The organism is Pseudidiomarina sp. (genome assembly GCF_048268165.1).
GTDB lineage: Bacteria > Pseudomonadota > Gammaproteobacteria > Enterobacterales > Alteromonadaceae > Pseudidiomarina.
Genome location: NZ_JBLWWA010000002.1, coordinates 60,716 through 86,219, shown reverse-complemented (window position 1 = coordinate 86,219; position 25,504 = coordinate 60,716). Strand labels below are relative to the sequence as shown.

The window sequence follows — 25,504 nt, the reverse complement described above, 5'->3', positions numbered from 1 at the left end:
TAAATTATGGCGCGTAAAAACGATACACAGCCTGCCAACGCAGGAAAGACACCGCCAGTTTTAGTGGCGTTATTAGGGTTAGTTATTGCCTTGATTGGGTTAAATACTTATTTATTATGGGAAACCCGTAATTTAGCGGCTGCGACAGCCTTGGGTGCGCAGCCTATCGAGCAGGAACCCACAGACCCGGTTTTCGTAAACATTTCACCGTTTACAGTTAACCTGCAAAGCGATCAATTTGGGCCGCGCTTACTTTACGCAGGCCTGACCTTGGAAGTGCCTAGCGAAAAGGTGAAAGCAACCTTAATTAAAAACATGCCACAGGTACGCAACCGTTTGTTGGTGTTGTTATCAGGGCAAAATGCCGAAGGTATTACGCAATCGGAAGGCAAAAAAGTGCTGGCAAAAAGCATTATGGACTCGCTTGTCGCGCCTTATAACGGTGATGAAGAAATAGCTATTAACGACGTACTGTTCACCGAATTCATCGTGCAGTAATTAACGGGTTAAGTTGAAAATTGAGAAGCCATGAGTAACGGAAATCAACTGTCACAAGAAGAACTCGATGCCCTACTTGCTGGGGTAGCTGATGACGATGGTGATGCTACTGAAGCAGCAGCAAGCTCCGCTGATAACATTGGCATTGACGCACTTGGGCAACAGCCGAAACAACGCAAAAAGAAACAACAACCGTTTGACCCAGGTTCACAAGCGCGGATTGTTCGTGAACGTTTACATACCTTAGAGGTTATCAACGAGCGCTTCGCCCGACAGTTTCGCATGAACTTATTCAATTTATTGCGACGCAACGCAGATATTACCGTTGAGTCGGTGCGCTATCAGCGTTTTAGCGATTTCGCTGACGCCACACCAACGCCCAGTAATCTCAATATTATTTCAATGAAGCCCTTGCGTGGAAGTGCATTGGTGGTGTTCCCACACGCGATGGTCTCGATGATTGTCGAAAACTTATTTGGTGGCGATGGTCGCTTTATGACGCGTAACGAAGCGCGGGAGTTTACCGGCACCGAGCAGCGAATTATCAATCGCGTACTGAACTTAGCCATTGATGCTTATCAAGAGTCGTGGCGCGCAGTGCACCCGCTAGAAATCACTTTTGTTCGCTCAGAAATGCAGCCTAAGTTCGCTGCAATTACCAGCTCACCGAGTGAAATTGTAGTTACCACGACGTTCCATTTAGAAGTGGGTAACCTCGACAGTAACTTTAAGATTTGCATGCCTTACGCCATGGTCGAACCGCTGCGCGACAAGCTCACTAATTTGCGCGCAGACATTGGTGGTGGCTCGTCTAATGATAAAGCTTGGCGGCAGCGCATTACCCATGAACTGCAGGCGTCAAGCATTGAACTGACTGCTGATTTTGTCGAAATCCCGCTGCGCATTCCACAAGTGATGTCGCTCAAACCTGGCGACGTGCTTCCCATTGATTTACCGGACACGGTAACCGCAACCGTTAACTCATTGCCGATTATGGAATGTGAATTCGGCAGTTTAAACAAGAATCGCGCTTTGAAAGTGAAGCGGCTATTAGAAAACCATCGCTTCCCGCAATCAATTTTGCGTGCCCGAAGCAAAGGTGGCGTATTTACCCCAATGCGCTCAAAGGAGTCTCACGATGACGAATAAAGATACCATGAACCCAGATAACGAACAGGACCCCTGGGCAGACGCGCTTGAGGAAGAGATGAGCCCAGCTGCCGACGAAAACACCAATAGTGTATTTAAGCCGCTCGATAGTGCCGTTGACGCCAGCACCATGAATGAGCTGGATATCATCATGGATATTCCAGTAAAGCTTAGCGTTGAGCTCGGTCGCACACGTATTACAATCAAGCAGCTGCTGGAATTAGCACAAGGCTCTGTGGTTGAACTTGACGGCTTGGCCGGTGAGCCAATGGATATTCTGATTAACGGCTACCTGATTGCCCAAGGTGAAGTGGTGGTATTGGACGATAAATATGGCATTCGTATCACCGAAATCGTCACCCCTTCAGAACGGGTACAGAAGTTAAACCGATGAACGATACCGCACCTGCAGAGCTTGGCAACGGGCTTGCGCTTTTAGGCCAAGTGACCGTAGTTCTATTGCTGATTATCGGCATTATTTTACTGTGCGCGTGGCTATTTCGAAAAATGGCGGGTGTCACCCAAAGTGGCAGTAGCTTATTGAACGTGGTTGGCGGCGTGGCCGTTGGCCAACGCGAGCGGGTGGTTATCGTTGAAGTAAACAAAACATGGTTAGTACTTGGCGTTGCCAATGGGCAAGTCAATAAACTGCACGAATTGCCTGCACAAGAGCAACCCGAGAAACATCTGAGCGGGTTTGCTGCACGTTTACAACAAGCGATAAAAGGCACTTCAAGCCAGAACGGAGCAAAATAAATGCGCGTATGGCTACTTGCTCTTGCACTGATAACTGCCGGAGTTTTAATTCCGCTTGATGCGCTTGCGCAAACCATTCCGGGCGTTATCACCAGCCCGACAGACGATGGCGGTCAGCAATGGTCGCTGTCACTGCAAACACTGCTATTTTTAACCAGCCTGGCGTTTTTACCGGCGGTTATCCTGATGATGACCTGCTTTGTTCGAATTATTATCGTATTTGGTTTGCTTCGTACGGCCATGGGTACGCAATCAGCCCCACCTAACCAAGTATTATTGGGGCTCGCGTTATTTTTAACGTTCTTTATTATGGCCCCTGTATTTAACCAGATATATGACATTGCGTGGCTGCCGTTCAGCCAAGACAGCATTGATTTCCCGCAATTTCTCGAGTTAGCTTCAGGCCCTTTGCGCGAGTTTATGCTGGCCCAAACACGCGAACCTGATCTCGCGTTATTCGCTAACTTAGCCAATGTTGGCCCCCTAGAAAGCCCGCAAGACGTGCCGTTTCATGTGTTGGTTCCGTCATTTGTCACCAGCGAACTAAAAACAGCATTTCAAATTGGTTTTACTATTTTCATTCCATTTCTGATTATCGATTTGGTTGTTGCCAGTGTGCTCATGGCTCTAGGTATGATGATGGTTCCACCAGCAACCATTTCGTTGCCGTTTAAACTCATGCTCTTTGTGCTCGTGGACGGTTGGCAGCTGCTCATCGGTTCACTTGCGGCAAGTTTTTATGTGTAGGAAGAAGCGATGACACCAGAACAAGTCATGTCCATTGCTTACCAAGGTATGCTGCTGAGCTTGTATTTGGCAGGCCCTTTGTTGCTTACTGCCTTGTTGCTGGGTCTGTTGATAAGTCTGTTTCAGGCGGCCACCCAAATCAATGAAATGACACTTAGCTTTATTCCAAAAATACTCGGCGTGCTGGCGGTATTGGTCATATTAGGGCCCTATCTATTACAGCTACTTATCGATTTTACCTCGCGGCTATTTACCAACATCCCCGCCATGATTCAATAACGGGGCGCGCATGTTAACAGTTACTTTTGCGCAACTTCAGGAATGGGTTAGCTTATTCTTATGGCCCTTTTGCCGCTTCACCGGGCTGCTACTCATTGCGCCGGTATTCAGCCACTCAAGCGTACCCAATCAAGTTAAAATTGGTTTGGCCCTGCTTTTCACGATTATCATCAGCCCCGTACTGCCGCCGCTACCAGATATTCCGCTGTTTTCGTGGGCGAGTTTCGGCATCATGGTGGAGCAACTGATTATTGGGGTGACTATAGGCTTGGTGGTACAAGTGGTTTTTGCCGCCATACAGGCCGCTGGTGAGTATATTGGCCTGCAAATGGGTCTCGCCTTCGCTACCTTCTTTTCGCCTGACAGCGGCGCAAACACAATGATTTTGTCGCGGCTGTTTTATACCTTTGCCATATTAATGTTCGTCGCCATTGACGGACACCTCATCATGTTGGAAATACTTGCGCGGTCGTTTCAATTCTTACCCATTGGCACGCTCGGATTAAACGCAGGTGCGTTTGAGCAAGTTGCGCGATTTGGTATGGTGGTGTTTAGTTCGGGAATTTTGCTGGCGCTACCGGTATTTGGCGCGTTATTGATTGTAAATCTTACTCTAGGCATCTTGAATCGATCAGCGCCGCAACTGACTGTGTTTTCAGTTGGTTTCCCCATGTCGTTAACCCTGGGGCTGGTCTTAATGACAGTATTAACAACTGAGCTGGGTGGGTTTTTACAGCGCTTATTTCGTGTGGCGCTTAACATGGTCGAACAGGTACTTGGAGCCTTCTAAGGGGAAGGCTCCAACTACACGCGTTCTATAAGAAGTTAAACAGACTTAGGTCTTTCATGTCGACAAACGCTTTTTGCGCCGCTTGCAAACCAACCATACGCACGCTGTATTGTGATGCAGCTTCCACGTAATCCAGATCGACTAAGTCTGACAATGTTTGTTCATACGCCAGCATGCGATTACCACCAATGGTGTCCAACGCATCCAATTCGTTAAGGCGTGCACCCACTTCGGCGCGCGTCGTCAACACGTTGTCCATACCATTATCAAACTCCCGCATCACGGTACGTAATGTATTCGTACGTAACGTGCGCTTTGCTTCGGTGTCAGCTGGGTTATCTAGCACGGCCAGTGCTTTCTCAAATGAACGGAACATATCCGTATTGCTGTCTTGCCCACGCGCAACGCGCAGTGTGTCACCGGTAACAGGCTGCCCCGCTATTTCAACTTCAACACCCCCCAACGCAACCGTAGTTGGGTCATTGTAATCCACCCAGGCACCGCCATTAACGCGGTACTGCATTTGACCCGCATTATCAGCGAAATCGAGATCAAAGGCTTGGCCAAACGCTGGATCATTGGGGTCAACAATGTTGATACCCTTAAATTGCATGGAACCTTGATTGTTCATGCCCGCATCGGCCATGTAGGTTGCGCTGCTGTGCACTGAGCGGAAGATATCATTGCCCGAATGGCCTATTTCCATACGACGTTCACCGTCTATTTGCTGCTCACGCACGTTCGGGTTACCGACAAAATTAACCTGACCATTCACGTCTCGTACAAATGGCGCCGTATCATCTTGATAACCACCAAACAAATAACGCCCGTTACCATCACGAGTATTTGCCAAGCCAATCAAAGATTCATACAATCCGCGCAACTCGCTTGCTACTGAGGCACGATCTGGATCCGACAACGTATCGCTTGATGCCTGAATCATCAGCGTGCGCGCACGCGAATACATATCATTCACACTATTTAGCACGCTTTCTTCCTGCGAAAGCGCATTTCTTACTCCAACACGCGCCTCACCAAACTGACTCGAAACAGCTTTGGACTGCCCAATATTAATTGCTTGGGTCATCGCTTGCGGATCATCAGAAATGTTCACAATGCGCTTACCGCTCGCGATTTGCTGGCCTATTTTCATAAACTCGCCTTGTTGGCGGTTCATGGAAGAGACATTCTGGTTGTACATGGTTAACGTGCTAATTCGCATGGTATAACTCCGGCGCTTGTTGTGCGCTTAGCGCAGCTGCAAAATGGTATCGAGAATGGTCGAGCCCGTCTCAATCACTTTCGCATTGGCTTGGTAATATTGTTGAAACCGAATCAAATTTGCCGCTTCTTCATCTAGGTTAACCCCAGATTCCGACTGCTGCAGCGCGTCCAGCTGTTCCGTAAGCCCTTGCTGGGCCGCCAAGTTGGCCTGCACCACATTAATTTGGTTACCCAAGGTACTCACCATCGTTCCATAAGCCTGATTAAAGGTGCCACGCCCTTCAACCAATAACTGGTTCTGCAAGTCCAGTAGGGCTAAACCGTTACGGTTATCACCACTAGCATTAGACTGTGCTGCCGCTAATTGCGAACCTTCGGTAAGCAGCATTTCAAAATTCTGCGCTTGATTCACCAACGGCCGCACACGGAAGCTATCCCCTTGCTGCGCTGTACCGGTCATTTCAACGGAAAGCCCGTTAAAGGTCAGTGTATTGGTCGCACCGTCAAAGTTTGCTGCAACCGGCTTGCCGTTGTCCAAGCGCGTCACTTCATAGCCGGTGCCCGTCATGCGAATCTCAAAATCTGAAGCCAGCAGTGCTGTGCTATCGGTGATTTGTACGTTCGCTGCACCATCACCGCCATTATCGGCGTTGCTGTAAGCTATTGGGGCGCCAGTTGAGAAAACCGCTTGGCCTGGGTTCTGATTTAAGTCAGTACCTTGTTGATGCTGCGTATTAAACGCATCCGCAAACACGGCAACCATCTGCCCCAGCTGATTACGCATGGTGTCGAGGCTTTTACCACGAAACTCAATCAAACCGCCCAAGCTGCCTCGGGTAAATACGTTATCTTTCAACTGCAGCTGATTACCGGCCACATCATTGTAAAAGACAGCCGTGCGGGTCGGGTCGCTGTTGTCGGTACGAGCTTCTAACGTGTAGGCGGTGTCACCAGAAACCAGCGGCGAACCATTGTTTAATGAAATGGTATACGACCCAGATTTTTGCTCGTGCACACGCACATCAATGCGCTGTGATAATTCATGCACAAGCTTATCGCGTTGGTTTAATAAACTGTTTGGCGCGTCACCGGTGCCTGATCGGGCAATCAAAATTTCACGATTTAGCGAGCTGATTTGGCCCGTTAACGCATTGACCGAGTCCACTTCGAACTTCATTTCCGCATTGACGCTGCGCTCGATGTCTTCAAGGTAGTTATCGAACGACTGAAATTGACTGGCCAAAGTCGTGGCGGTACCAAGCACACCAGCTCGCGCTGATGGGTCAGCCGGATTGCTGTTCATTTGACCAAGCGCGCTGAAGAATTTTTGCATCACTGGCGCAAGCCCAGAGCGCTCATCCGAGAGCAAGTTATCAATTTGACGAACTTGGCTGTAATAGGTATCAAGCGAGGCAAGCGAACCACTGGCTGCATTCAGTCGCGTTGCGACAAACTGATTGAACTGACGTTCAGAGCCGTCGACTGACACACCATAGGAGCGATTTTCGCTCAACTGCAATAGCTCACGGTTATAGCCCGGCGTGTTAACGTTACTGATGTTTGCACTGGTGGTGTACAACCCAGATTGCGCCGCGCGCAACCCACTTAAACCAATGGAGAAAATACTCATGCTTGTTCCCTTCTGATGTTACCGAAGGTTATCGGCAACTGCGGCAAATACTTAACGCCTTTACTTAGTTTTTATGCCCGCTGGTGTTTGCTGCAGCTCATGCAGCAATTGTTGCGCTAAACCAATGCCTTTGCCGGCCATCTCGGTAGACATTTGCTGATCAAACATTTCGGTATAGGTTTTCATGGCATTGCTGTTAAACATTTCCGATTCGCCACCTGCTTGGCGCATGGTTTTCATCATTTGTTGAATGAATAACGCTTCAAACTGACGAGCAGCCTCCGCAGCGGCTTGTTCGGGCTGCTGCTGACTTTGGGTTTTGAGCTTACTGAGCTGTTGGGTGTCGAGTGCAAGGGTGTTGCTGGGTAAAATAGAACTCATTAGATAATCTCCAATTCAGCACGTAATGCACCTGACGCTTGCAACGCTTGCAGTATCGCCATCAAGTCACTAGGCGTGGCACCTAAGCTATTTAAAGCTTGCACCACTTCCATTAATTCCACCCCTTCAACCATCTGCAGTGCACCCTTTTCCTGGGTGATATTAATATCTGTGGTTTCACCCACCACCGTATCACCACCGCTTAATGCTGGCGGCTGGCTGACAAACGGGCGACGATCAATAGTTACTGATAAATTACCGTGCGCTACCGCCGCTTGGCGTAAAGTAACAGGCCCACTTAGCACAACCGATCCTGTTCGCGAATTTAAAACCACCCGTGGACTTGCAGCCGCTGGCGTTACATCAATATTCTCTACCCGCGCCATAAATCGCACACGCTCACCGGTATCGGTTGGGCTTTGCAGCTGAATGCTGCCGCCATCAAGCGGCTGTGCTACGGCATAACCAAATTCGTTATTAATGCGGTTCACCATGTTTAAAGCGGTGGTGAAGTCCGCCTCTCTTAAGTTCAGTTGCAGTATCCCGGCGGTGCGACCTAAATCCAAAGCGACACTGCGCTCAACGGTTGCACCACCACTAATGCGTCCACCGGCTTGTTGGTTAATAGCCGCCGACGAACCCTGCGACTCTGCACTGGCGCCATTGATCAATAAATTGCCCTGTGCAAGAGCATACACTTGGCCATCGGCACCTTTAAGTGGCGTCATCAAAAGCGTACCGCCGCGCAAGCTGCGCGCATTACCCATGGATGAAACAACCACATCTAACTCTTGTCCCGGGCGTGCAAATGCTGGCAATGTTGCAGTGACCATGACCGCTGCCACGTTGCGTAACTGCATATTGGTGCCTGGCGGAATGGTCACACCCAGTTGCGCCAACATGTTGGTCATACTTTGCCCAGTAAACGGCGCCTGCATGGTTTGGTCACCGCTACCATCAAGCCCCACCACCAAACCATAACCAACTAAACTGTTGCTGCGCACTCCGGCAAAATCAGCGAGGTCTTTAATACGCTCCGCATGCGCGGGCGCTAACCCAGCACTTAGGGCTGTGCTGGCGATAAAAAGTAGCGTAATAATTGCTCGCAACATATTCACAAACCTCTAATTAAAATGGTGCTACGTAGTTGAAGAAACGTTGTAACCAACCTTGTTTCTGCGCATCATTAATGTAGCCGTCACCAATGTACTCTAAGCGCGCTTCGGCCACGGCCGTCGACATCACACTGTTTTGACCGTTGATACTGCGCGGGTTAACCACACCAGAAAAACGGATGTACTCGGTGCCTTGATTAATGGCTACTTGTTTCTCGCCGCGCACGCGCAAATTGCCATTCGGCAGCACTTGCACCACTTGCACTGTAACGATGCCTGAAAATTGATTGGACGCACTTGAGCCGCCAGTTCCAGAAAAATCATTCGCGCTGCCTACCGTAAAACCGTATTCCGCTAACTCTTGCAAGGCATCGGGCAGGCCCTCTAAATCAAGACCCATATTGCTCGCGCGCGACGATTGCGAAGAAGAATTTTTTGTGGCACTCACCTGTTCTTCTAAAACGATGGTAATAATATCGCCAGCCCGACGCGGGCGTTGGTCTTCAAACAGCGGGATATACCCGTGGTGCGCCTGAAAAATTGCGCCATTGGCTTCAGCTTGTTGATATTCAGGAATATCTATTGCCGTGTAGGGCTCAACGACCACAGGTGGTGGCGGTGAGCTGCTGCACGCAGCGAGAACAAAAACCGAAACTGCCGCTGAAAGTAAGCGCCGCATCACATCACCTACTGTTGTTATAATTGACTCAAACGCGCCAGCATTTCATCGGCACTTGAAACCGCGCGGCTATTAATTTCATAAGCGCGCTGGGTTTGAATCATGTTCACCATTTCTTCCACCACGTTCACGTTCGAGGCTTCAACAAAGCCTTGAAACAGAGTGCCTGCGCCATTCATGCCCGGCAGCGACTCAGTTGGTGCACCTGAAGCTTGCGTTTCAACATATAAGTTGCCACCACGCGCTTCCAAACCTGCATCGTTCATAAACATTGCAAGCGTAATCTGCCCAACTTGGTTATTTTGGGTGTTCCCGGGCTGGGTTACGGTAACAATACCGTCCTGTCCAACCGTAACGCTCATTGCGTTGGCGGGTAAAAATATAGCCGGCTCAAGCGGAAAGCCATTTGCTGTAACCAGCTGGCCGTCTTGGTTCACCTGAAAGCTGCCGTCACGGGTATAGGCAACCGCGCCATCAGGCATCAACACCTGAAAATAGCCTTTGCCACTAATCGCTAAATCACGCGAGTTCTCTGTGTTGTTTAAGCTGCCTTGCGAATGCAAACGTTCTGTTGCCACAGCGCGAACACCAGTACCAACTTGTAAGCCAGAAGGCAGTGTGTCTTGCGCGTTATTCATGGCTCCAGGTTGACGCATGTTCTGGTATAAAAGGTCTTCAAACACCGCGCGCGAACGTTTAAACCCGGAGGTATTCACGTTCGCCAAGTTGTTGGTTATCACATCCAGCTGCTGCTGTTGCGCAGTCAAACCTGTTTTTGCAGTCCATAATGATTTAATCATGGGTTATATCTCCGGTTAGCCTCTTACAGAGAGCAAGCTGTTCGCGCTTTGTGCGGTCTCATCGGCTTTTGAAATGACACTCATATTCAAGTCGTAACGGCGCTGCGTATCAATCATCGCCACCATGGCCTCAATGGTATTCACATTGCTGCCTTCCAGTGCGCCCGAAACTAATTGGGCATTCTCATCACGCGCCAAAGCTGCGCCTACGGGTGAGCGAAACCAACCGTCTTCACCGCGTTGCAATTGATTGGGCTGATCAACACGCACCATTTTGATTCGGTCAAGTGGCACTAATTCATTCGCATCACCACCCATACCAATACCGCTAACCGTGCCATCGTTACCAATGCTAACTTGCGTGCCAAGCGGCAATAATATGGGTCCGCCATCACCCAGCACCGGCATGCCATTCACCATTAGTCGGCCATCTGCATCAAGCTGTAAATCGCCGCGTTTGGTGTAGGCTTCGCCGCCTGGGGTCTGCACCGCCAACCAGTTGTTTTGATCCAATGCTACATCCAGGTCGCGTTCGGTGGTCTGAATTGCGCCGCCGGTGGTATCAAACAGGCCCGTAGTGGTTACGGCCGCAACACGCGTTGCATGCACTCCGGGCCCATTCACTGGAACAGCCCGTGCCGCAGCAAGCTGGGCACGAAATCCGGTGGTGGATGCATTGCTCAAGTTGTTGGTCACCACAGACTGCTCATCTAGCGTCTGCCGCGCCCCATTCATTGCCGTGTATAAAATGGCGTCCATACTAAAGCCCCGTTATGCCTATTTCAGCTGCATGGTGGTTTGCAATGCTTCATCTTGTGACTTGATGCTTTGCGCGTTAGCTTGGTAATTACGTTGCGCAATAATCATTGCCACCAGCTCTTGAGTTAAGTCTACGTTTGAAGCTTCAACTGCACCGGCCATGATCGAACCAAACTGACCTTCACCTGGGCGCGATAATATTGGTACGCCAGACTTCTTCGACTCTATCCATGCGTTATCACCAACTGGCTTTAAACCTTCCAAGCTCTGGAAGTTAGCTAATGCGATAGTGCCCAATACCACCTGTTGTTCATTGGAATAAGTGCCAACCACTTCGCCGTTTTCCGCTACGGCAACCTGCATCAAAGTGCCCGATACGTAACCGTCTTGCTCCATTGCCGTTAATTCAAATTGGTTGGCAAACTGGGTCGTACCGGTTACATCCAAGCCAATCGACATATTCGCAGCACCTTCACCCGGTACAAACGAGAACGCATCCATATTAGTTTGAGTGACCAACAAACCATTGTTGTCAAAATCAAGTTGCCCCACTTCCGGCGCTAATTCATTACCGCGAGACATTCGTACTTCCCACTGGTTATCAGCGGTTTTGGTGAAATACATCATGCTTGGGTGCGGGTTACCGAGTGAATCAAAGAGAGTAACTGAGTTTGCATACGAGTAACTGTCAGCGTCGGCTTGATCAAACGGAACTGTTGCGCGATCAACAACGCCTGTGCTGGTGTCTAAATTAAACACCCCAGTAATTCCGGTTGATGCATTGGCTGCCAAGCCAGCGGCTGGCACGCGCAACACTTCCGGCTGACCACCGAAGCCAGCGGCTTGCGGGTAACCTGTTAACTGGGCGCCTTGCGCGTTGACAATATAACCACTCTTATCAATGCTCAATTGACCATTGCGTGAGTACTGAACCTGTCCTTGCTGTTCAAAGCGAAAAAAGCCTTTGCCAGAAATTGCCAAGTCCATTGAGCGGTTCGTTGTTTCAATGTTGCCGTCACTAAAATCTTGAAAAACACCGGCTACCCGCGTACCCAAACCAACCTGTGCATTGGCATAAATATCAGCAAACTGCGCCCGAGCGCTTTTGAAGCCGACAATTTGTGAGTTCGCAATGTTATTACTAATAACGTCAAGATTGGTCGCTGCTGCGCGTAAACCTGATAGTGCTTGTGAAAAACCCATGATTGAGCTCCTTAAATAATCTGCCGAATGTCTTCAAGACGAACGGGCTCTAAAATACCGCCTAAATCCAAGCGAGGGCCGTCATCGTGACCCATACTAACCGCGATTACCTGTGCATAATTGAAGCGCTCTGCTGTGACAACATCGTCACCATTGGTTGCTTCAATGGAAAAATTGTAGGCGCCAGCTGGTGCTTGGCTGCCATCTTCCATAACACCGTCCCAACTGAATTGTTGTGGCCCGCTGCCAACGGCACCGAGATCCATACGCCGCACTAACATGCCGCTCGTGTTATAGATGTTTACTTTCACGCTTTCGGCCGGTGCGCTAAGCTCCATGCCAAATGGCGTGGCGTCACCTACGCCTTCATTGCCCACCAGAATGCGCTCTCCAGGCACTAGAACTGCGCGCCCAATAAGCGCTGAAGCTTGCATGGTTTTTGCCGCTTCCATTTGCCCATTGATGGTTTGCATGGTGTCGTTCAACGACTCAATGCCGCTAACGGTATTGATTTGTGCCAGCTGCGACGTCATTTCGTTGTTTTCCATTGGATTCAATGGATCTTGATTGCGCAACTGCGTGACCAACAGGGTCATAAAGTTGTCACGCATCTCTTGGCTACCCGAAGCTATTTTTTGATTAGCTCCGGCTTGGTTGGTTTGGTTCAATACTGCGGTATCAATTGTATTCATCTGCTACCCCTTAGCCTTTGCCGATGCTGAGCGTACGCATAAGCAAATCTTTACTGGTGTTCATTACTTCCACGTTGGCTTGATATGAACGCGAAGCTGAAATCATATTTACCATCTCAGCTACAGGGTCAACGTTAGGCATAGTGATATACCCTTGTTCATCCGCAAGCGGGTGCCCAGGAGAATACTCACGTCGTGCCGGCGCTTCAGACTCAACCACTTGTTGCACCTTGACGCCACCCACGCCATTGGCTTGCATTTGCTGTTCAAAAATAACTTGCTTCGCTTTATAAGGCTGACCGTCTGGCCCAGCCACGCTATTCGCATTCGCCATATTGCTGGCAGCCACATTCATGCGCTGCGACTGCGCGCTTAGGGCTGAACCTGAAATGTCTAAAATTGAAAAGTTAGCCATCAGCTAGCTCCTGTTATTGTTCTGGCTGCATGGCTTTACGTAAGCCGGTTATTTTGTCATCCAAAAATTGAATGTCTGCCTGATAACGCAACGAGTTATTCAAAAACTGCGTGCGTTCCATGTCCATATCGACCGTGTTTCCATCTAAGCGGTTTTGTGCGGGCGTGCGGTATTGCATATCAACCGCATTGGCCGAGCTATTTAGCTGCATATGCCCTGCATGTGTTGCTGCTAACTTCACTGGCCCGCCTTGATGCGCGGTGGCACGTTTTAATTCAGCTGCGAAATCAAAGTCGCGCGCCTTGTAATTCGGTGTATCGGCGTTTGCAATATTACCCGCGAGCGTTTCTTGACGCTGCTGCCGCAGTGCTAGCGCCTGCTGTTGAAACTGCAACGCATTACTTAATTTGTCGATCATGGTGCAGACCCTCCTGTTCACGTTGCAGAGTACGCGCACTTCTGTAAATACAAAGCGACGAAAAAGCATGTTTTTTAGCCCCAATTCTGACGATAGGATTTTTCTATGGTGGCTATAATTCAACCAATGGTTTGAGGGGGTTAGCGAGTGCTAAACATAACAGCAAGCAAATACAGCAGGCTTTTTCTAAGTGTAGCCATCGCCTTGATAGGCATCGTTGCGTCAGGTTCTGTTGTGGCTCAATCAAATTGGCAACAGACACTGAATGCCTTTGTTGCACAACAACTACCACCCACCACAACATCTCATACGGTAACTGTTTTAACCCCGACGGCTGCGCTGGCAGAGCTAGACCAGTGCGCCCGGGTTACCGCACGGTTCAATCGCCCCCCGCAACGCTTGTCTGGGCGCATGATGGTGCGCTTGCACTGTGCTCAAACTGGTGCCGACCACTATGTTCAAATTGATGTTTCTGCAACTGGCGAATACCTTGTTGCAGCACACGACTTATCCGCGCAACAACTGCTGACCCGCAATGACGTTGTGGCAATGACGGGTGATTTGCAAGGTTTGCCGCGGCATGCGTTGTTGGCTACCCCTGAGAATATTGCGCGGGTAGAGGGCTCTCAGTTACGCCGCGGTTTGAACGCTCGCTCGGTTTTGCAAGAAAATTTATTGGTCAAACCCACTTTAGTTAACTACGGGGATACCTTGGTGATTGAAGTTCATGGCGAGGGCTTTCAAATAAACCGCACGGGCGAAGCAATGGATACTGGTGCGATTGGTGATATAATTCGTGTACGATTAAATAATCGACAATTGTTACGGGTTGAAATTATTGCGGCAGGTCGCGCAAAGCCGGCGCAGTAAGTGTTAGATTTACGCAAATAAACTTAAAGATTTTTCTGCTGGTGCCGATAAATCAATTAGCACAGTCATAGAATGCGAGGAATTTCCCGTGAAAATTAACGGTTATCAACCACCTAGCAGCGTCACCCAGTCTGACTCCAGTCGTTCGCAAGCGACTCAAAAATCAGACGGCGCAAAAGCAGGTGCAGCAAATCAAGCAGACGTGGTGACCCATTTAAGTCAACTGCCACAAGATGCTAGTCAGGATATAAACAGCGCGCGGGTTGAAGAACTTCGTGAAGCGATTCGTGATGGTAAATTGAACATGAATACTGACAACATTGCAGAGGCGTTACTGAAAAGTTTAACCGACGGTTTATAACGGCATATGAGTTTACTCCAACACCTGACCGAACAAACTGAACGATTGAGCGAACTGCACACGTTGCTAGATCAAGAACAACGGCTGCTGGGCGATGGCCAAATTGACGGCGACAAACTGCAGCAGCTCGCGGTTAAAAAACAACAATTACAAACACACATTGAAGCCAGTGAAACAAAACGACGTGCGGCTCAAGTTAAACTTGGGTTCGATGATAGCGCAGCCGGTGCACGCGCTGCGGCAAAGCAAGCGGGCTGTGAAGCTGTCTGGCTAGAGCTGTTAGACCGCACCCAACGCCTCGCGCAACTCAACACGTTAAATGGCGAACTGATTCAGCATCGCCTGCACCACAATCAGCAGATGCTGAACATTTTACGTGACGCTGCAGGCGGCACCGCCATGTACGACGCCGAAGGCTCTCAGGTAAAAACCCCGCAACGAATAAATTCAAAAGCCTAAGCTGTTATTTATACAGCCCGTCAAGCACTGCCGCTAAGCGCTGTGCTCCTTGTTGTATACGTTGTTCTAATACGGGTCCCCATTGTGCCGTATAGTCTTCACCAAGTTCCTGATTCTCGCGGTACTGCGAATAAATTCGGCGGGTAATTGCGGCCGACTCATTGGCCCAACTCAAGGTTTGTTCTGGTGTTACCGTTAGTGGCGACAGCGATACAACACCGCGCACGAGCTGTTCTGCCTGCTGCACACCACTGTCACCGCCGCGCTGCACCAACATGTCGGTATCCCACAGTCGGTGCAAATTGGTCGGCTGGTCAAAATACACCACTGGCGCTCGGTTACCGCCAAGGTCGTCGGCAAAGCTAACATGCAGAGGTTGATGCAAGTCACCAATAAAATGCGCCAAAAAGGCCAATGCTATCCAATCAGTTGGGTTGTGCTTTAACACATCGTAATGATGCTGAATCGCGCTCAGTATGCAGCCGCCTTGCACGGGGCAGTCCTCAGCCGTGACTTTGGCGCGCTCATGCGGGAAATTCACATAATGGTGAGGTTTGGCCCAGTCCCATTTGTCGTCACTTTTAATGTGGTCGGCCCAACTGCACAGCGCACCAAAACTATCGTAGTCAGGATGCTGCACAACCATCGCATCAATTTTATCTTGGGTGGCAGGCGCAGCGAATTGATATGCTGCTTCACAAAAAGCTGCGTGCCCGGTTCCGCCATATGCCTTTGTCGTAGTAGGCCAAAGCATCGTTGTTAAACCAGCTAAAAGCAGAAACAGCCCTAGCAAAAATGATTTCATATACGCCCCTAACCTATAAGTTTTACTCAAATATCACTTCAAGTAATTGACCTTCATTGCTGTCTGTTAAAACCAACACTCGGCCCGAGGGGCCAACGTAGACAGCGCGTATTCGTTGATTTAAATCCGCCAAGTAGTCGCCTTCTAATTGCCACTCATTAGCTATTAACCGAAGCCGTTGTAAACGTTTTCCGGCTAAGTGTGCGATCAGAAGATCACCCTCATACAACGCCAACCCCGCAGGCGCTAAAGACGGTGTCCATTGGTACAGCGGCGTTTTAACCCCAGGCAGATCAGTAAAAGGCGAAACTTTTGCCCCGGTATAATCGATGCCATAGGTCACAATCGGCCACCCGTAGTTAGCCCCTTTCTCAATACGATTTAGTTCGTCGCCACCACGCGGACCGTGTTCATGCTGCCAAATGGCGTCGCGATCTTTATCATAAATCAATCCTTGCACATTGCGGTGACCATAACTAAAAATTTGCGGGGCTTTAGTATGCGTATACGGGTTATCTTCTGGTGTAGCGCCAGAACGTGTTATGCGGACAATCTTACCAAGGTGGGAATCTAACAACTGTGCTTGCTCGCGATACACAAAACCATCGCCAAGCCCCACCAACAAGGTGCCATCCCCAAGCCACGTCATGCGACCACCATAATGAGCGGCGCCGTCCTTTTTCGGTAACGCAGTAAATATATTCTGCGTATCAATCACGCTATACGGCGGCTGCAACGACAGCGCTCCACGAATTACACAGGTGTTATTAGCGTGCTTGGTGCCGCACGAATAACTGATAACCAATTCGCGTGAACGCAAAAAATCAGGGCTCAATAGCACTTCAAACAATCCGGCTTGGGCTTCAGCGTACAAATCCGGAATGCTCAATGTCACCGCTTGCTTGGTGCCATTTTCGGCAACATGAACAAGCTTGCCACCGCGCTCTGTCACTAAATACCCGCCTTCCGGTAGCTCAGCCACAGACCAAGGAAAGTTAAGCTTCTGAGCAATGACTCGCGTTTCAGCGCTATACGCAACAGCACAAACGCCATACAGAGCTATACACAGTAAAAATTTAAGCGCCCGTTTCATTGCATCAACTCCTCAGCAAGCTCCCGCGGCTGAGGGTGCCACAGGCGATCAAAAATCCAGCCGGCAAACGCGCCAGTAATACTCATTAAAGCGAAGCCAAACGGGCTACGATTGGCAGCTATTAGTGTTGGCATTGGCGCCAAACTGTCCACAACCACAAATGCTAGTGCCAGCGCCACGCCGCCACCAACAATAAACAGCCAACGCTCTAGGCTTGGTAGCTTTTTCGCGACAAGCGCTGCAATTATAAATGCTAGGAACAAGGTCGGGGTAAGTATGAGCGCAAACAGTGGCCCAAAATGAAGTAAATCGTGAAGAATGGTATTCATGCGGGTTGGCATATCAATGACAACCGACAACGCTGTGAGCTCACTTAAATTAAACTGAGTTTGAATCACGGTGCCAACTAACGCGGCACCAATGATTGCTGTCAAAAACGCGATTAACACGCGAGCCATAGGCTGCCTCCAGAATTAGAAGCGTACCTCAAGCCACTCGTCTTGAACGGTAAAGGTAACGCTTTGTATAGGTCCATTACCTTCAACATTAACCAAATTTTGCTGACTGCGCCAAATATCTTGCAAAGCGTTGTTACGAATTCGCAGCCCAGCCAACCCTTCAACGATTGGTGTTTCTTGGTAGACCCAAAAATTAGTTCCATCAATTTCGTAGCCAACCTCTTTAAGAGGCAACGGCTTTTCGTTCAAACTTTCCAGCTGAAAATGCTTCTGCACATACGCGCTAAATTGCGAACGCGAACTTTCGAGCTGATGAATATCTGCCTTTTTGTCGAACAGCTGTTTTACCGCGTGCTCTGCATCATGTAGAAAAAAGCGATGCGCCACTTCTATATTGCCGGTGCGCTCGTTGAACAACACGGTGGTACTAGCTGTACGAAGTTGGTGAGCGCTAGCTGCGCTCACCCCCACAATTAGCAGCAATGCAATGAACAACTGTCGCATTTTTACTGCTCCTGGTTATCTTCTTTATTCTCTTCTTCGTTGTCATCGTCAGATTTCAACTTGGTTTTTGCATCTTGCATCAAGTCACGTGACACATGATCGTGCGTACGCTGCCACTTAAACGCTTCAATGCGCGATGGCATGATACGACGCGGATAGAAGTTGTTTTCAATATCAACATCCGCGGTTTCCCAATTCGGGTCAACCGCAAATTCAGAGACTTCTTTATCCGTAACAATCAATTTGCTCACAGACTTGGCATTACGACGCCAAATTTCCGCCGGGATATGCAAATCTTCTTGGGTGCCGTCGGTATAGGTTACTTGCAACAAGATAGGCATCACTAAACCGCCAAGGTTGTTGAAATCAAGCACGTAATAATTTTTGTCTTCAGCAATAGCACGATCAAACACGCGACGTTCCCACGGCTCAAGTTTATCAAGGAAGCTTTGGTACGCATTGCGTTGTTTGTTCGTTACCGTGAAACGATCATTTTCATCATGGTAATCGCGAATCTCTGGGTTCATTTCAACCCACGTTTTACGACCCTCGGCTTCATTACGCTGAACAAAGTAAGACGTTGGTTTGTCCGCTTCTTCTTGACGACGACGTTCCCAGTCAATATCTGGGTCTTTGGTATCAAGGCGTAACTTATAAACGCGATCTAAGCTGATATCAACGTGATCGGTTGAGTAGAACCATCCGCGCCAGAACCAATCGAGATCAACCCCTGAAGCTTCTTCCATAGTACGGAAAAAGTCCGCTGGAGTTGGACGTTTAAAGGCCCAACGCTGGGCGTATTCTTTAAACGCAAAGTCAAACAACTCGCGCCCTAGAATAACTTCTCGCAGAATATTTAACGCTGCCGCCGGTTTGGTATAAGCATTGGGGCCTAAGTTCAGCACACTATCAGACTGCGTCATGATAGGTACTTGGTTGGTCGATTTCATGTAATCAACAATTGAACGCGGCTCAACACCCCACGGAATACTCGGATCCCATTCACGTCCGGCAACACCGTCTAAAAAGCTATTTAAGCCTTCGTCCATCCACGTCCATTGGCGCTCATCTGAATTCACAACCATTGGGAAATAGATATGCCCAATTTCATGAATAACAACGCCGATCAAAAAGCGCTTTTCAGACAACGAATACGTGCGGCTACCGTCATCTTGTAAAATAGTACGCGGCCCATTAAACGTGATCATTGGGTATTCCATGCCGCCCACAGGACCATTAACGGACTGTGACGTAGGGTATGGATAGTCAAATGAGAAGCGCGAATATACTTCCATGGTATGAATAACCGACTCGGTCGAATATTTTTCCCACAGCTCACCGCCTTCTTTCGGATAAAACGACATGGCCATAACTAACGGCTGCACGTCGCCACCTTGCTGGTAGCCTTGCGCGTCCCATATGAATTTGCGTGACGAAGCCCATGCGAAGTCGCGAACATTTTCAGCTTCAAACTTCCATACTTTGCGTTTGTCAGTGCCTTCTTTCTCGTTCTCTAGCGCTTCTTCTGGCGTAACTACGAACACAGGCTTGTCTGATTTTTTCGATTTTTCAAGGCGCTCACGTTGCGTTGGCGTCAGCACTGAACGTTCATTGGTTAATACACCCGTGGACGAAACAATGTGATCGGCAGGAACGTCGATTTCAACGCTAAAATTACCAAATTCTTGAGTAAATTCACCGCGGCCTAGAAACTCTTTATTGGTCCAAGCTTCATAATCTGTAAACGCAGCAACACGCGGGTACCACTGTGCGAGCAAGAAGATATCATTACCGCCTTCGCGGGCATCATCGGCAAAATGCTCATAGCCTGAACGCGCACCAACTGCATCTTCTTCTACTATGTTGAAGCCGAAATCAATGGCAAGCTCGGTTTTCTGTCCCGGCTTCAGTGGGGTTGGTAAATCAACACGCATGTTGGTTCCAACCACCACAAATTCAAGCCCACGGCCACGGCCATCGGCAACCTTATCAATGCTAAAACCAAGTTCGTTATCCGCCATAAACTGGTCACGGCGTAGTTGGTTTAAGCTGATTCGGGCTGGCTTATCAACACCACCTAAGTTTTGGTCCGGTTTACTATTGAATGTGGCAGTTCGTTCAGCAATGGAGTCTGAACGGAAAATATTTTGGTCCAACTGAATCCATATATATTTCAGTGTATATGGTGAGTTGTTGTGATATTGAATGGTTTCTTCCGCATCAATGCGGCGTTTATCTTCATCTAAACGTACTTTAATGTTGTAATCAGCTTGCTGTTGCCAGTATTGCTCGCCTGGCTCGCCGGCTGCACTGCGGTATACGTTGGCCGTTGGTAACACTTCATCTAACTGACGAAATTTATCAACAAAATTTCCTTTGGTTTGGGAAACAACAGAAGCGTCTACAACTGAAATATTAAACGTGGCTATCACCCCGGCGGTGAGCCAAAACATCGTCTTTTTCATAGTTTTTATCTCTTTATATGTGCGCACATCGCGTTACTTTAACAAGTTCTAAACCACGCGACCATTACACTGAACGCGAAAAATAACCATTGGTCGCTTTCAGCCCCCAACCGGCTGACTTGTAAAAGATACAATATTAATGCAAGAATCCAATTATTAAGGCTTTTAAGCTGTGATTTGAAAGGGAGAATAAATCTTTTGCGAAAAAGCGCATATATACTTATTTTTTTCCTCTGGCTTGGGGCATTTCATGCTTCAGCAATTCTTGCTTACTCCGAGTTCATCAGCTTGTGGTATCTGCCCGCTGGCGTATCGATGGCCGCCTTTCTGGTTTTCGGAAAGCGCGCTTTTATCCCTATTTTTCTTGCTATTTGGGTAGAGTCTTTTAATTTTTCAGCGTTTTTTGAAAAAGGGTTTGACCCAACCCTTTTAGCGACATCACTTTTGTTTTCACTGGCACATTCGGTCTCCTATGGCTTAGGCGGTTTAGCCACTCGCCACTGGTTAAGCCATTTTGTACAAAAAAATATTCCAACTAAAATTGTTGGTTTGCTTGTTATTTATGCATTGTCTGCCGCTCTTGCAGCATTTTGTGGTCTTTTGGTGTGGGAGTTCGCAACTGAAAATTATACCAACATTGTAAAAGATGGTTGGTTCGCTTGGTGGCTTGGCGATTTGGTTGGCGTGATGGTGCTGGTGCCGTTTTTGTGTTTGTTTTTACCCAAATTAAGCACCTATAAGGTGCCTTGGATAGACGTATTCTATGACCACGATCGCGGCATGCGCCATTCCAAGAAACAATTTATCGGTAAATTAGTCGTCGCGCTGCTTACAATTATTGGCATTTTATTGCTCGATAGAGCCATCGATCATCCGGGCGTAGCCTATTTCGTGTTCTTTGTGAGTATTCCACAAGTATGGATCGTGTTTACCGAACGCACAGCTTACGCGTCCACAAGCCTACTGGTCATTACCGCTTTGATCGCCTTTGGCGTCGGCATTTTCGATGTAACCGATCAAGCAATAACTTACCAGTTTGCGCTTTACATAACTGCGGCTACTTCATATTTTGCAGTCGCTGTTCCGGCACTCGTTCAGCAAAATAATACGCTTAAAGAACTCGCCATGCTCGATACGCTGACGCAACTGCCTACCCGCTGGTTATTCAAAACATTAGTGGAGCAAGTCGTTAAATCATCGCGCCCTAATCAGAGTCACTGCATTGCTCTGTACAATATCGATAATTTTTCGCGCATCAATACCGACTATGGCTACAGTGTTGGTGATCAAGTACTTCGTGAATCATCAAAGATCATGCAAAACGAAATGCGTGATAGTGAAATTCTCTGTCGCTGCGAACACGACAACTTTGTTATATTTATGCCGAATTTAGATTTAGATAGCGCCATTGAACGCGCTGACGAGCTTCGCCATCAACTACCCGTATTACAATTTGATGATTTAATTTTGCCAATTCGTGGCAGCTTTGGTGTGGTGCACGTACAATTTGGTGAGTCTTTTGAACAAAGTCTGGAACGCGCGAACCGCGCAATGCAAAATGCTAAGCACCAAGGCCGCAATAAAGTTATTGCGATAAGCTAAGAGAATTCATCATGCAAACTATCAACATCCTAGTTGCTACCACGTCTGGCAACACTGAATATTTGGCTGACCAACTTGCTAACGAACTGCAACAAGCAGGTTTTACCACCACAATGCATTACGAGCCCGACTATTCTGATTTAATGGAATCACTAACCGATAATTCTATCTGGTTATGTTGTGTCGCAAGCCACGGTGCTGGCGATTATGCCGACTCAATGCTGGATTTTGCCGAAGAATTACACACCCATAAGCCAAATTTATCGACCTTAAAATATGGTGTTATAGCAGTGGGTGATAGTTGTTACGACACCTTTTGTTCCGCAGGTCGTGATTGCGATGCAATGTTAGCTATTTTGGGTGCAAAACGCCTGATCACACACCTTGAAATTGACATGTCACAAGATGATCCGGATGAAAAATCATCAACATGGTTACAATCTTTCATTAAATCATTGTGAATAAAGATTGAATAAGTAGCGATCTAACCTGTACATACCCACTTAGTAAATCTGTGTATAACTACACCTGTGTATAAGTGACCCAGTTATCCACCGTTTGATCACCGGAAGGATCATGCTCTGATCACATCTTTACAGATCGTTGTGATCCACGCTGAATCTAACCTACGCTTGGTTATCCACAGAAATGTCAAAGCTAATAAGAATAGTAATAAAAGATCAAAAGAAAGATCTTAATTAAATGATTAGATCCTTAAAGAACTCAAGACTAGAATTTAACCGTTTTGATCTGAGCCAATTCAGGTTAAAATATCCGGCTACGTTTTACATTCACACAGAATTTGAATTCTAGGATACGCACTGTATGCCAAATACCAATTCTTACCACCAGCATTACGACGTCATCGTCATTGGTGGTGGACACGCAGGTACCGAAGCAGCCCTTGCCGCAGCACGCATGGGTTCTAATACCCTATTGCTTACGCACAATATCGACACCCTCGGGCAAATGTCGTGTAACCCTGCAATTGGTGGGATTGGTAAAGGCCATTTAGTTAAAGAAATTGACGCCTTAGGCGGAGCAATGGCTATTGCTGCAGATAAAGCTGGCATACAATTTCGTACACTGAATTCATCAAAAGGGCCAGCTGTTCGAGCAACACGGGCACAAGCTGATCGCGCACTTTACAAAGCAGCGATTCGTCATACGTTAGAAAATCAGCCCAATTTAAGTTTGTTCCAACAAGCCTGTGACGACTTAATTGTTGAACACGATCGCGTGGTTGGTGTTGTCACCCAAATGGGCCTTAAATTCTCTGCGAAAACGGTTGTGTTAACCGTTGGTACATTCCTTGGTGGGCAGATACACATTGGGCTTAATAATTACCAAGGTGGTCGAGCAGGCGATCCTCCAGCTAACAATTTAGCGAAGCGGCTGCGTGAATTGCCGTTACGTGTTGATCGTTTAAAAACCGGAACACCCCCGCGCATTGATGCGAAAACTGTCGACTTCAGTGTCATGCAAGAGCAACCGGGTGATCAACCAACACCTATTTTTTCGTTTATGGGATCACAAGCCGATCACCCACAACAAATTTCGTGTTTCATTACCCACACCAATGAAAAAACCCACGAAATTATTCATGGCGGTTTAGATCGTTCGCCCATGTACTCTGGCGTGATTGAAGGTATTGGCCCACGTTACTGCCCGTCAATTGAAGACAAAGTCATGCGCTTCAGTGACAAAAATTCGCATCAGATTTTTGTTGAACCGGAAGGGCTTAACACCAACGAACTTTATCCAAATGGTATTTCAACAAGCTTACCGTTTGACGTGCAAGTTGAATTGGTACGTTCCATAAAAGGCTTTGAAAATGCACACATTACACGGCCTGGTTATGCCATCGAGTATGACTATTTTGATCCGCGTGATTTAAAACAAACCTTGGAAACAAAATACATTCACGGTTTATTTTTTGCTGGCCAAATAAACGGTACCACCGGTTACGAAGAAGCTGGTGCGCAAGGTTTAGTTGCAGGTTTGAATGCTGCACGTCAGGTTCAAGACAAAGAAGGTTGGGCGCCACGTCGTGATCAATCCTATATGGGTGTATTGATTGATGACTTAAGCACTTTAGGCACCAAAGAGCCTTACCGTATGTTCACCTCCCGTGCCGAATATCGCCTTTTGTTGCGTGAAGACAATGCCGACATGCGTTTAACAGAAAAAGGCCGTGAGCTTGGTTTGGTTGACGATGCTCGTTGGGCTGCATTTAATATAAAAATGGAAGCTATAGCGCAAGAGCAACAGCGTCTTCGCAGTACCTGGATCCATAAAGATCACCCTGCAGTTGCGCAAGTTAACGAACTGGTTAAAACGCCAATTACTCGCGAAGTGAATGGTGAAGAGTTATTACGCCGCCCAGAAATTACTTATGCTGACCTGATGACCATCGAAAGTATAGGGCCTGGCTTAACAGATAAAATTGCGGCCGAGCAAGTTGAAATTCAAACAAAATATGCGGGCTATATTTCACGTCAACAAGATGAAATAGCGAAGCAACAACGTCATGAAAATACCAAATTGCCGCTAGACTTTAACTATGCGAGCATAAAAGGCTTGTCAAACGAGGTGGTGGCGAAGTTAAATCAACATCAACCCGAAACAGTCGGCAAAGCGTCACGTATCTCTGGAATTACACCAGCTGCTATTTCAATGTTGTTGGTTCACTTAAAAAAACAAGGACTACTGCGTAAAAGCGCGTAACTCATGCTGGCACAATTAAAAAAATTACTCGCACAAACCACGCTTTCATTAAGTGACGATCAGCAACAAAAATTAGTGGTGTTGGTTGAACAACTGCATAAATGGAACAAAGCGTATAATTTGACGTCAGTGCGTGATCCTCAGTTAATGTTAAGTCGCCACATCATGGATAGCCTTGTTGTATTGCCCCATTTGCAGGGGCAACGTTTTATTGATGTTGGCACGGGCCCAGGATTACCGGGCTTACCGCTAGCCATTGCTGCGCCAGATAAAGAATTTGTATTATTGGATAGTTTGGGTAAACGGATCCGTTTTATTCGTCAAATTTGCCATGAGTTGAAGCTTAAGAATGTAACAGCTGTGCAAAGTCGTGTAGAAGATTATCAACCTGACATAAAATTTGATGGTGTGATAAGTAGAGCCTTTGCTTCGCTTAATGATATGCTGACTTGGTGTCAGCATTTACCAAATAGTCAGGGTAAGTTTTATGCGCTCAAAGGCGTTTATCCTGAAGCTGAACTGGCTGATTTGTCGGCGCAGTTTAGTGCTGAAGAAATAATTCGATTACAGGTTCCCGAGGCCGATGGCGAGCGTCATTTGGTGATTATAACAACGAGAGGTTAGT

Annotated in this window: 30 protein-coding genes; 14 read left to right on the top strand and 16 right to left on the bottom strand. The window is 47.8% G+C overall.

All coding sequences use genetic code 11. The annotated features are described in order from the left end of the window. The first annotated feature begins 6 nt into the window (after nt 1-6). The 7 genes from ACN0UY_RS07050 to fliR are packed head-to-tail and all read left to right on the top strand — an operon-like array spanning nt 7 to nt 4,219. Nucleotides 7-498 carry a flagellar basal body-associated FliL family protein gene (locus tag ACN0UY_RS07050; protein ID WP_417665998.1) on the top strand — a complete coding sequence of 164 codons (492 nt, stop codon included), beginning with the start codon at nt 7-9 and terminating at the stop codon, nt 496-498. 30 nt (nt 499-528) lie between these two features. After that, complete coding sequence (gene fliM / locus ACN0UY_RS07045) at nt 529-1,647, top strand: flagellar motor switch protein FliM (protein ID WP_417665997.1); 1,119 nt, start codon at nt 529-531, stop codon at nt 1,645-1,647. Continuing rightward, nucleotides 1,637-2,041 carry a flagellar motor switch protein FliN gene (gene fliN / locus ACN0UY_RS07040; protein WP_417665996.1) on the top strand — a complete coding sequence of 135 codons (405 nt, stop codon included), beginning with the start codon at nt 1,637-1,639 and terminating at the stop codon, nt 2,039-2,041. Before fliM ends, fliN begins: the two co-directional genes overlap by 11 nt. Continuing rightward, the gene (gene fliO, locus ACN0UY_RS07035) at nt 2,038-2,403 is read left to right on the top strand and encodes a flagellar biosynthetic protein FliO (RefSeq protein ID WP_417665995.1); all 366 of its coding nucleotides are present in this window, start codon (nt 2,038-2,040) and stop codon (nt 2,401-2,403) included. The genes fliN and fliO overlap by 4 nt, the downstream gene beginning before the upstream one ends. Beyond that, nucleotides 2,404-3,150: a flagellar type III secretion system pore protein FliP gene (fliP, locus tag ACN0UY_RS07030; RefSeq protein ID WP_417665994.1), complete on the top strand. Its 747-nt coding sequence runs from the start codon at nt 2,404-2,406 to the stop codon at nt 3,148-3,150. A gap of 9 nt (nt 3,151-3,159) precedes the next feature. Then, nucleotides 3,160-3,429, top strand: coding sequence for a flagellar biosynthesis protein FliQ (fliQ, locus tag ACN0UY_RS07025; RefSeq protein WP_128352516.1), 270 nt, complete (start codon nt 3,160-3,162; stop codon nt 3,427-3,429). Between the two features lie 10 nt (nt 3,430-3,439). Further along, nucleotides 3,440-4,219 carry a flagellar biosynthetic protein FliR gene (gene fliR / locus ACN0UY_RS07020; RefSeq protein ID WP_417665993.1) on the top strand — a complete coding sequence of 260 codons (780 nt, stop codon included), beginning with the start codon at nt 3,440-3,442 and terminating at the stop codon, nt 4,217-4,219. A 25-nt stretch (nt 4,220-4,244) separates the two neighbouring features. On the opposite strand, the gene flgL is transcribed toward fliR, so the two are convergent. The 11 genes from flgL to flgB are packed head-to-tail and all read right to left on the bottom strand — an operon-like array spanning nt 4,245 to nt 13,604. Beyond that, complete coding sequence (flgL, locus tag ACN0UY_RS07015; protein ID WP_417665992.1) at nt 4,245-5,441, bottom strand: flagellar hook-associated protein FlgL; 1,197 nt, start codon at nt 5,439-5,441, stop codon at nt 4,245-4,247. Nucleotides 5,442-5,468: 27 nt separating this feature from the next. Continuing rightward, complete coding sequence (gene flgK, locus ACN0UY_RS07010) at nt 5,469-7,073, bottom strand: flagellar hook-associated protein FlgK (RefSeq protein ID WP_417665991.1); 1,605 nt, start codon at nt 7,071-7,073, stop codon at nt 5,469-5,471. Between the two features lie 60 nt (nt 7,074-7,133). Beyond that, nucleotides 7,134-7,454, bottom strand: coding sequence for a rod-binding protein (locus ACN0UY_RS07005; RefSeq protein WP_417665990.1), 321 nt, complete (start codon nt 7,452-7,454; stop codon nt 7,134-7,136). Beyond that, nucleotides 7,454-8,566: a flagellar basal body P-ring protein FlgI gene (locus ACN0UY_RS07000; RefSeq protein WP_417665989.1), complete on the bottom strand. Its 1,113-nt coding sequence runs from the start codon at nt 8,564-8,566 to the stop codon at nt 7,454-7,456. The genes ACN0UY_RS07005 and ACN0UY_RS07000 overlap by 1 nt, the downstream gene beginning before the upstream one ends. A gap of 16 nt (nt 8,567-8,582) precedes the next feature. Then, nucleotides 8,583-9,248, bottom strand: coding sequence for a flagellar basal body L-ring protein FlgH (locus tag ACN0UY_RS06995; protein WP_417665988.1), 666 nt, complete (start codon nt 9,246-9,248; stop codon nt 8,583-8,585). Between the two features lie 17 nt (nt 9,249-9,265). Beyond that, a complete protein-coding gene (gene flgG / locus ACN0UY_RS06990; RefSeq protein WP_128352523.1) occupies nt 9,266-10,048 on the bottom strand; it encodes a flagellar basal-body rod protein FlgG in 783 nt (260 codons plus the stop codon). A gap of 15 nt (nt 10,049-10,063) precedes the next feature. Then, a complete protein-coding gene (locus ACN0UY_RS06985; RefSeq protein WP_417665987.1) occupies nt 10,064-10,807 on the bottom strand; it encodes a flagellar basal body rod protein FlgF in 744 nt (247 codons plus the stop codon). Nucleotides 10,808-10,825: 18 nt separating this feature from the next. Beyond that, nucleotides 10,826-12,010 (bottom strand): flagellar hook protein FlgE, encoded by a 1,185-nt coding sequence (gene flgE, locus ACN0UY_RS06980; RefSeq protein WP_417665986.1) that lies wholly within the window; start codon nt 12,008-12,010, stop codon nt 10,826-10,828. Nucleotides 12,011-12,021: 11 nt separating this feature from the next. Then, the gene (locus ACN0UY_RS06975; protein WP_417659382.1) at nt 12,022-12,702 is read right to left on the bottom strand and encodes a flagellar hook assembly protein FlgD; all 681 of its coding nucleotides are present in this window, start codon (nt 12,700-12,702) and stop codon (nt 12,022-12,024) included. 10 nt (nt 12,703-12,712) lie between these two features. Further along, nucleotides 12,713-13,117 (bottom strand): flagellar basal body rod protein FlgC, encoded by a 405-nt coding sequence (gene flgC, locus ACN0UY_RS06970; RefSeq protein WP_417665985.1) that lies wholly within the window; start codon nt 13,115-13,117, stop codon nt 12,713-12,715. 13 nt (nt 13,118-13,130) lie between these two features. Continuing rightward, nucleotides 13,131-13,604: a flagellar basal body rod protein FlgB gene (flgB, locus tag ACN0UY_RS06965; RefSeq protein WP_417665984.1), complete on the bottom strand. Its 474-nt coding sequence runs from the start codon at nt 13,602-13,604 to the stop codon at nt 13,131-13,133. A gap of 165 nt (nt 13,605-13,769) precedes the next feature. On the opposite strand from flgB, the gene flgA reads away from it, so the two are divergent. The 3 genes from flgA (at nt 13,770) to ACN0UY_RS06950 (ending at nt 15,225) form a co-directional block, all read left to right on the top strand. Continuing rightward, a complete protein-coding gene (gene flgA / locus ACN0UY_RS06960) occupies nt 13,770-14,405 on the top strand; it encodes a flagellar basal body P-ring formation chaperone FlgA (protein WP_417665983.1) in 636 nt (211 codons plus the stop codon). Between the two features lie 88 nt (nt 14,406-14,493). Beyond that, nucleotides 14,494-14,766, top strand: a complete 273-nt coding sequence (flgM, locus tag ACN0UY_RS06955; RefSeq protein WP_128352530.1) for a flagellar biosynthesis anti-sigma factor FlgM — start codon at nt 14,494-14,496, stop codon at nt 14,764-14,766. A 6-nt stretch (nt 14,767-14,772) separates the two neighbouring features. Then, nucleotides 14,773-15,225: a flagella synthesis protein FlgN gene (locus tag ACN0UY_RS06950; protein WP_417665982.1), complete on the top strand. Its 453-nt coding sequence runs from the start codon at nt 14,773-14,775 to the stop codon at nt 15,223-15,225. Nucleotides 15,226-15,229: 4 nt separating this feature from the next. Here ACN0UY_RS06950 and ACN0UY_RS06945 read toward each other — a convergent pair whose 3' ends face one another. The 5 genes from ACN0UY_RS06945 to ACN0UY_RS06925 are packed head-to-tail and all read right to left on the bottom strand — an operon-like array spanning nt 15,230 to nt 20,550. Beyond that, nucleotides 15,230-16,030 carry a S1/P1 nuclease gene (locus tag ACN0UY_RS06945; protein WP_417665981.1) on the bottom strand — a complete coding sequence of 267 codons (801 nt, stop codon included), beginning with the start codon at nt 16,028-16,030 and terminating at the stop codon, nt 15,230-15,232. Between the two features lie 22 nt (nt 16,031-16,052). Continuing rightward, on the bottom strand, nt 16,053-17,123 hold the full coding sequence (locus tag ACN0UY_RS06940) for a PQQ-dependent sugar dehydrogenase (RefSeq protein WP_417665980.1): 1,071 nt from the start codon (nt 17,121-17,123) through the stop codon (nt 16,053-16,055). Then, the gene (locus tag ACN0UY_RS06935) at nt 17,120-17,581 is read right to left on the bottom strand and encodes a hypothetical protein (protein ID WP_417665979.1); all 462 of its coding nucleotides are present in this window, start codon (nt 17,579-17,581) and stop codon (nt 17,120-17,122) included. Before ACN0UY_RS06935 ends, ACN0UY_RS06940 begins: the two co-directional genes overlap by 4 nt. Nucleotides 17,582-17,596: 15 nt before the next feature. Then, nucleotides 17,597-18,085 (bottom strand): DUF6702 family protein, encoded by a 489-nt coding sequence (locus ACN0UY_RS06930; RefSeq protein ID WP_417665978.1) that lies wholly within the window; start codon nt 18,083-18,085, stop codon nt 17,597-17,599. Between the two features lie 2 nt (nt 18,086-18,087). Beyond that, nucleotides 18,088-20,550 carry a M1 family metallopeptidase gene (locus ACN0UY_RS06925; protein WP_417665977.1) on the bottom strand — a complete coding sequence of 821 codons (2,463 nt, stop codon included), beginning with the start codon at nt 20,548-20,550 and terminating at the stop codon, nt 18,088-18,090. Between the two features lie 177 nt (nt 20,551-20,727). Here ACN0UY_RS06925 and ACN0UY_RS06920 point away from each other — a divergent pair, with 177 nt between their 5' ends. From ACN0UY_RS06920 to rsmG, 4 genes are all read left to right on the top strand, one after another. Beyond that, a complete protein-coding gene (locus tag ACN0UY_RS06920; protein WP_417665976.1) occupies nt 20,728-22,152 on the top strand; it encodes a diguanylate cyclase domain-containing protein in 1,425 nt (474 codons plus the stop codon). An 11-nt stretch (nt 22,153-22,163) separates the two neighbouring features. Continuing rightward, on the top strand, nt 22,164-22,613 hold the full coding sequence (locus ACN0UY_RS06915; protein ID WP_417665975.1) for a flavodoxin domain-containing protein: 450 nt from the start codon (nt 22,164-22,166) through the stop codon (nt 22,611-22,613). Between the two features lie 364 nt (nt 22,614-22,977). Continuing rightward, on the top strand, nt 22,978-24,879 hold the full coding sequence (gene mnmG / locus ACN0UY_RS06910; RefSeq protein ID WP_417665974.1) for a tRNA uridine-5-carboxymethylaminomethyl(34) synthesis enzyme MnmG: 1,902 nt from the start codon (nt 22,978-22,980) through the stop codon (nt 24,877-24,879). 3 nt (nt 24,880-24,882) lie between these two features. Then, on the top strand, nt 24,883-25,503 hold the full coding sequence (rsmG, locus tag ACN0UY_RS06905; protein ID WP_417665973.1) for a 16S rRNA (guanine(527)-N(7))-methyltransferase RsmG: 621 nt from the start codon (nt 24,883-24,885) through the stop codon (nt 25,501-25,503). Nucleotide 25,504 lies beyond the last annotated feature (1 nt).

Coding starts and splice junctions, on each gene's coding strand:
- flgC (WP_417665985.1), bottom strand. CDS start 13,117: ATGGCTAACTTTTCAATTTTAGACATTTCAGGTTCAGCCCTAAGCGCG.
- ACN0UY_RS06935 (WP_417665979.1), bottom strand. CDS start 17,581: ATGGCTCGCGTGTTAATCGCGTTTTTGACAGCAATCATTGGTGCCGCG.
- ACN0UY_RS06940 (WP_417665980.1), bottom strand. CDS start 17,123: ATGAAACGGGCGCTTAAATTTTTACTGTGTATAGCTCTGTATGGCGTT.
- fliM (WP_417665997.1), top strand. CDS start 529: ATGAGTAACGGAAATCAACTGTCACAAGAAGAACTCGATGCCCTACTT.
- flgG (WP_128352523.1), bottom strand. CDS start 10,048: ATGATTAAATCATTATGGACTGCAAAAACAGGTTTGACTGCGCAACAG.
- flgE (WP_417665986.1), bottom strand. CDS start 12,010: ATGGGTTTTTCACAAGCACTATCAGGTTTACGCGCAGCAGCGACCAAT.
- ACN0UY_RS07050 (WP_417665998.1), top strand. CDS start 7: ATGGCGCGTAAAAACGATACACAGCCTGCCAACGCAGGAAAGACACCG.
- ACN0UY_RS06945 (WP_417665981.1), bottom strand. CDS start 16,030: ATGAAATCATTTTTGCTAGGGCTGTTTCTGCTTTTAGCTGGTTTAACA.
- flgB (WP_417665984.1), bottom strand. CDS start 13,604: ATGCTTTTTCGTCGCTTTGTATTTACAGAAGTGCGCGTACTCTGCAAC.
- ACN0UY_RS07005 (WP_417665990.1), bottom strand. CDS start 7,454: ATGAGTTCTATTTTACCCAGCAACACCCTTGCACTCGACACCCAACAG.
- flgK (WP_417665991.1), bottom strand. CDS start 7,073: ATGAGTATTTTCTCCATTGGTTTAAGTGGGTTGCGCGCGGCGCAATCT.
- ACN0UY_RS06975 (WP_417659382.1), bottom strand. CDS start 12,702: ATGAATACAATTGATACCGCAGTATTGAACCAAACCAACCAAGCCGGA.
- ACN0UY_RS06995 (WP_417665988.1), bottom strand. CDS start 9,248: ATGCGGCGCTTACTTTCAGCGGCAGTTTCGGTTTTTGTTCTCGCTGCG.
- ACN0UY_RS06915 (WP_417665975.1), top strand. CDS start 22,164: ATGCAAACTATCAACATCCTAGTTGCTACCACGTCTGGCAACACTGAA.
- ACN0UY_RS06985 (WP_417665987.1), bottom strand. CDS start 10,807: ATGGACGCCATTTTATACACGGCAATGAATGGGGCGCGGCAGACGCTA.
- ACN0UY_RS06925 (WP_417665977.1), bottom strand. CDS start 20,550: ATGAAAAAGACGATGTTTTGGCTCACCGCCGGGGTGATAGCCACGTTT.
- ACN0UY_RS06930 (WP_417665978.1), bottom strand. CDS start 18,085: ATGCGACAGTTGTTCATTGCATTGCTGCTAATTGTGGGGGTGAGCGCA.
- ACN0UY_RS06950 (WP_417665982.1), top strand. CDS start 14,773: ATGAGTTTACTCCAACACCTGACCGAACAAACTGAACGATTGAGCGAA.
- fliN (WP_417665996.1), top strand. CDS start 1,637: ATGACGAATAAAGATACCATGAACCCAGATAACGAACAGGACCCCTGG.
- fliO (WP_417665995.1), top strand. CDS start 2,038: ATGAACGATACCGCACCTGCAGAGCTTGGCAACGGGCTTGCGCTTTTA.
- rsmG (WP_417665973.1), top strand. CDS start 24,883: ATGCTGGCACAATTAAAAAAATTACTCGCACAAACCACGCTTTCATTA.
- ACN0UY_RS07000 (WP_417665989.1), bottom strand. CDS start 8,566: ATGTTGCGAGCAATTATTACGCTACTTTTTATCGCCAGCACAGCCCTA.
- fliP (WP_417665994.1), top strand. CDS start 2,404: ATGCGCGTATGGCTACTTGCTCTTGCACTGATAACTGCCGGAGTTTTA.
- fliQ (WP_128352516.1), top strand. CDS start 3,160: ATGACACCAGAACAAGTCATGTCCATTGCTTACCAAGGTATGCTGCTG.
- flgL (WP_417665992.1), bottom strand. CDS start 5,441: ATGCGAATTAGCACGTTAACCATGTACAACCAGAATGTCTCTTCCATG.
- fliR (WP_417665993.1), top strand. CDS start 3,440: ATGTTAACAGTTACTTTTGCGCAACTTCAGGAATGGGTTAGCTTATTC.
- mnmG (WP_417665974.1), top strand. CDS start 22,978: ATGCCAAATACCAATTCTTACCACCAGCATTACGACGTCATCGTCATT.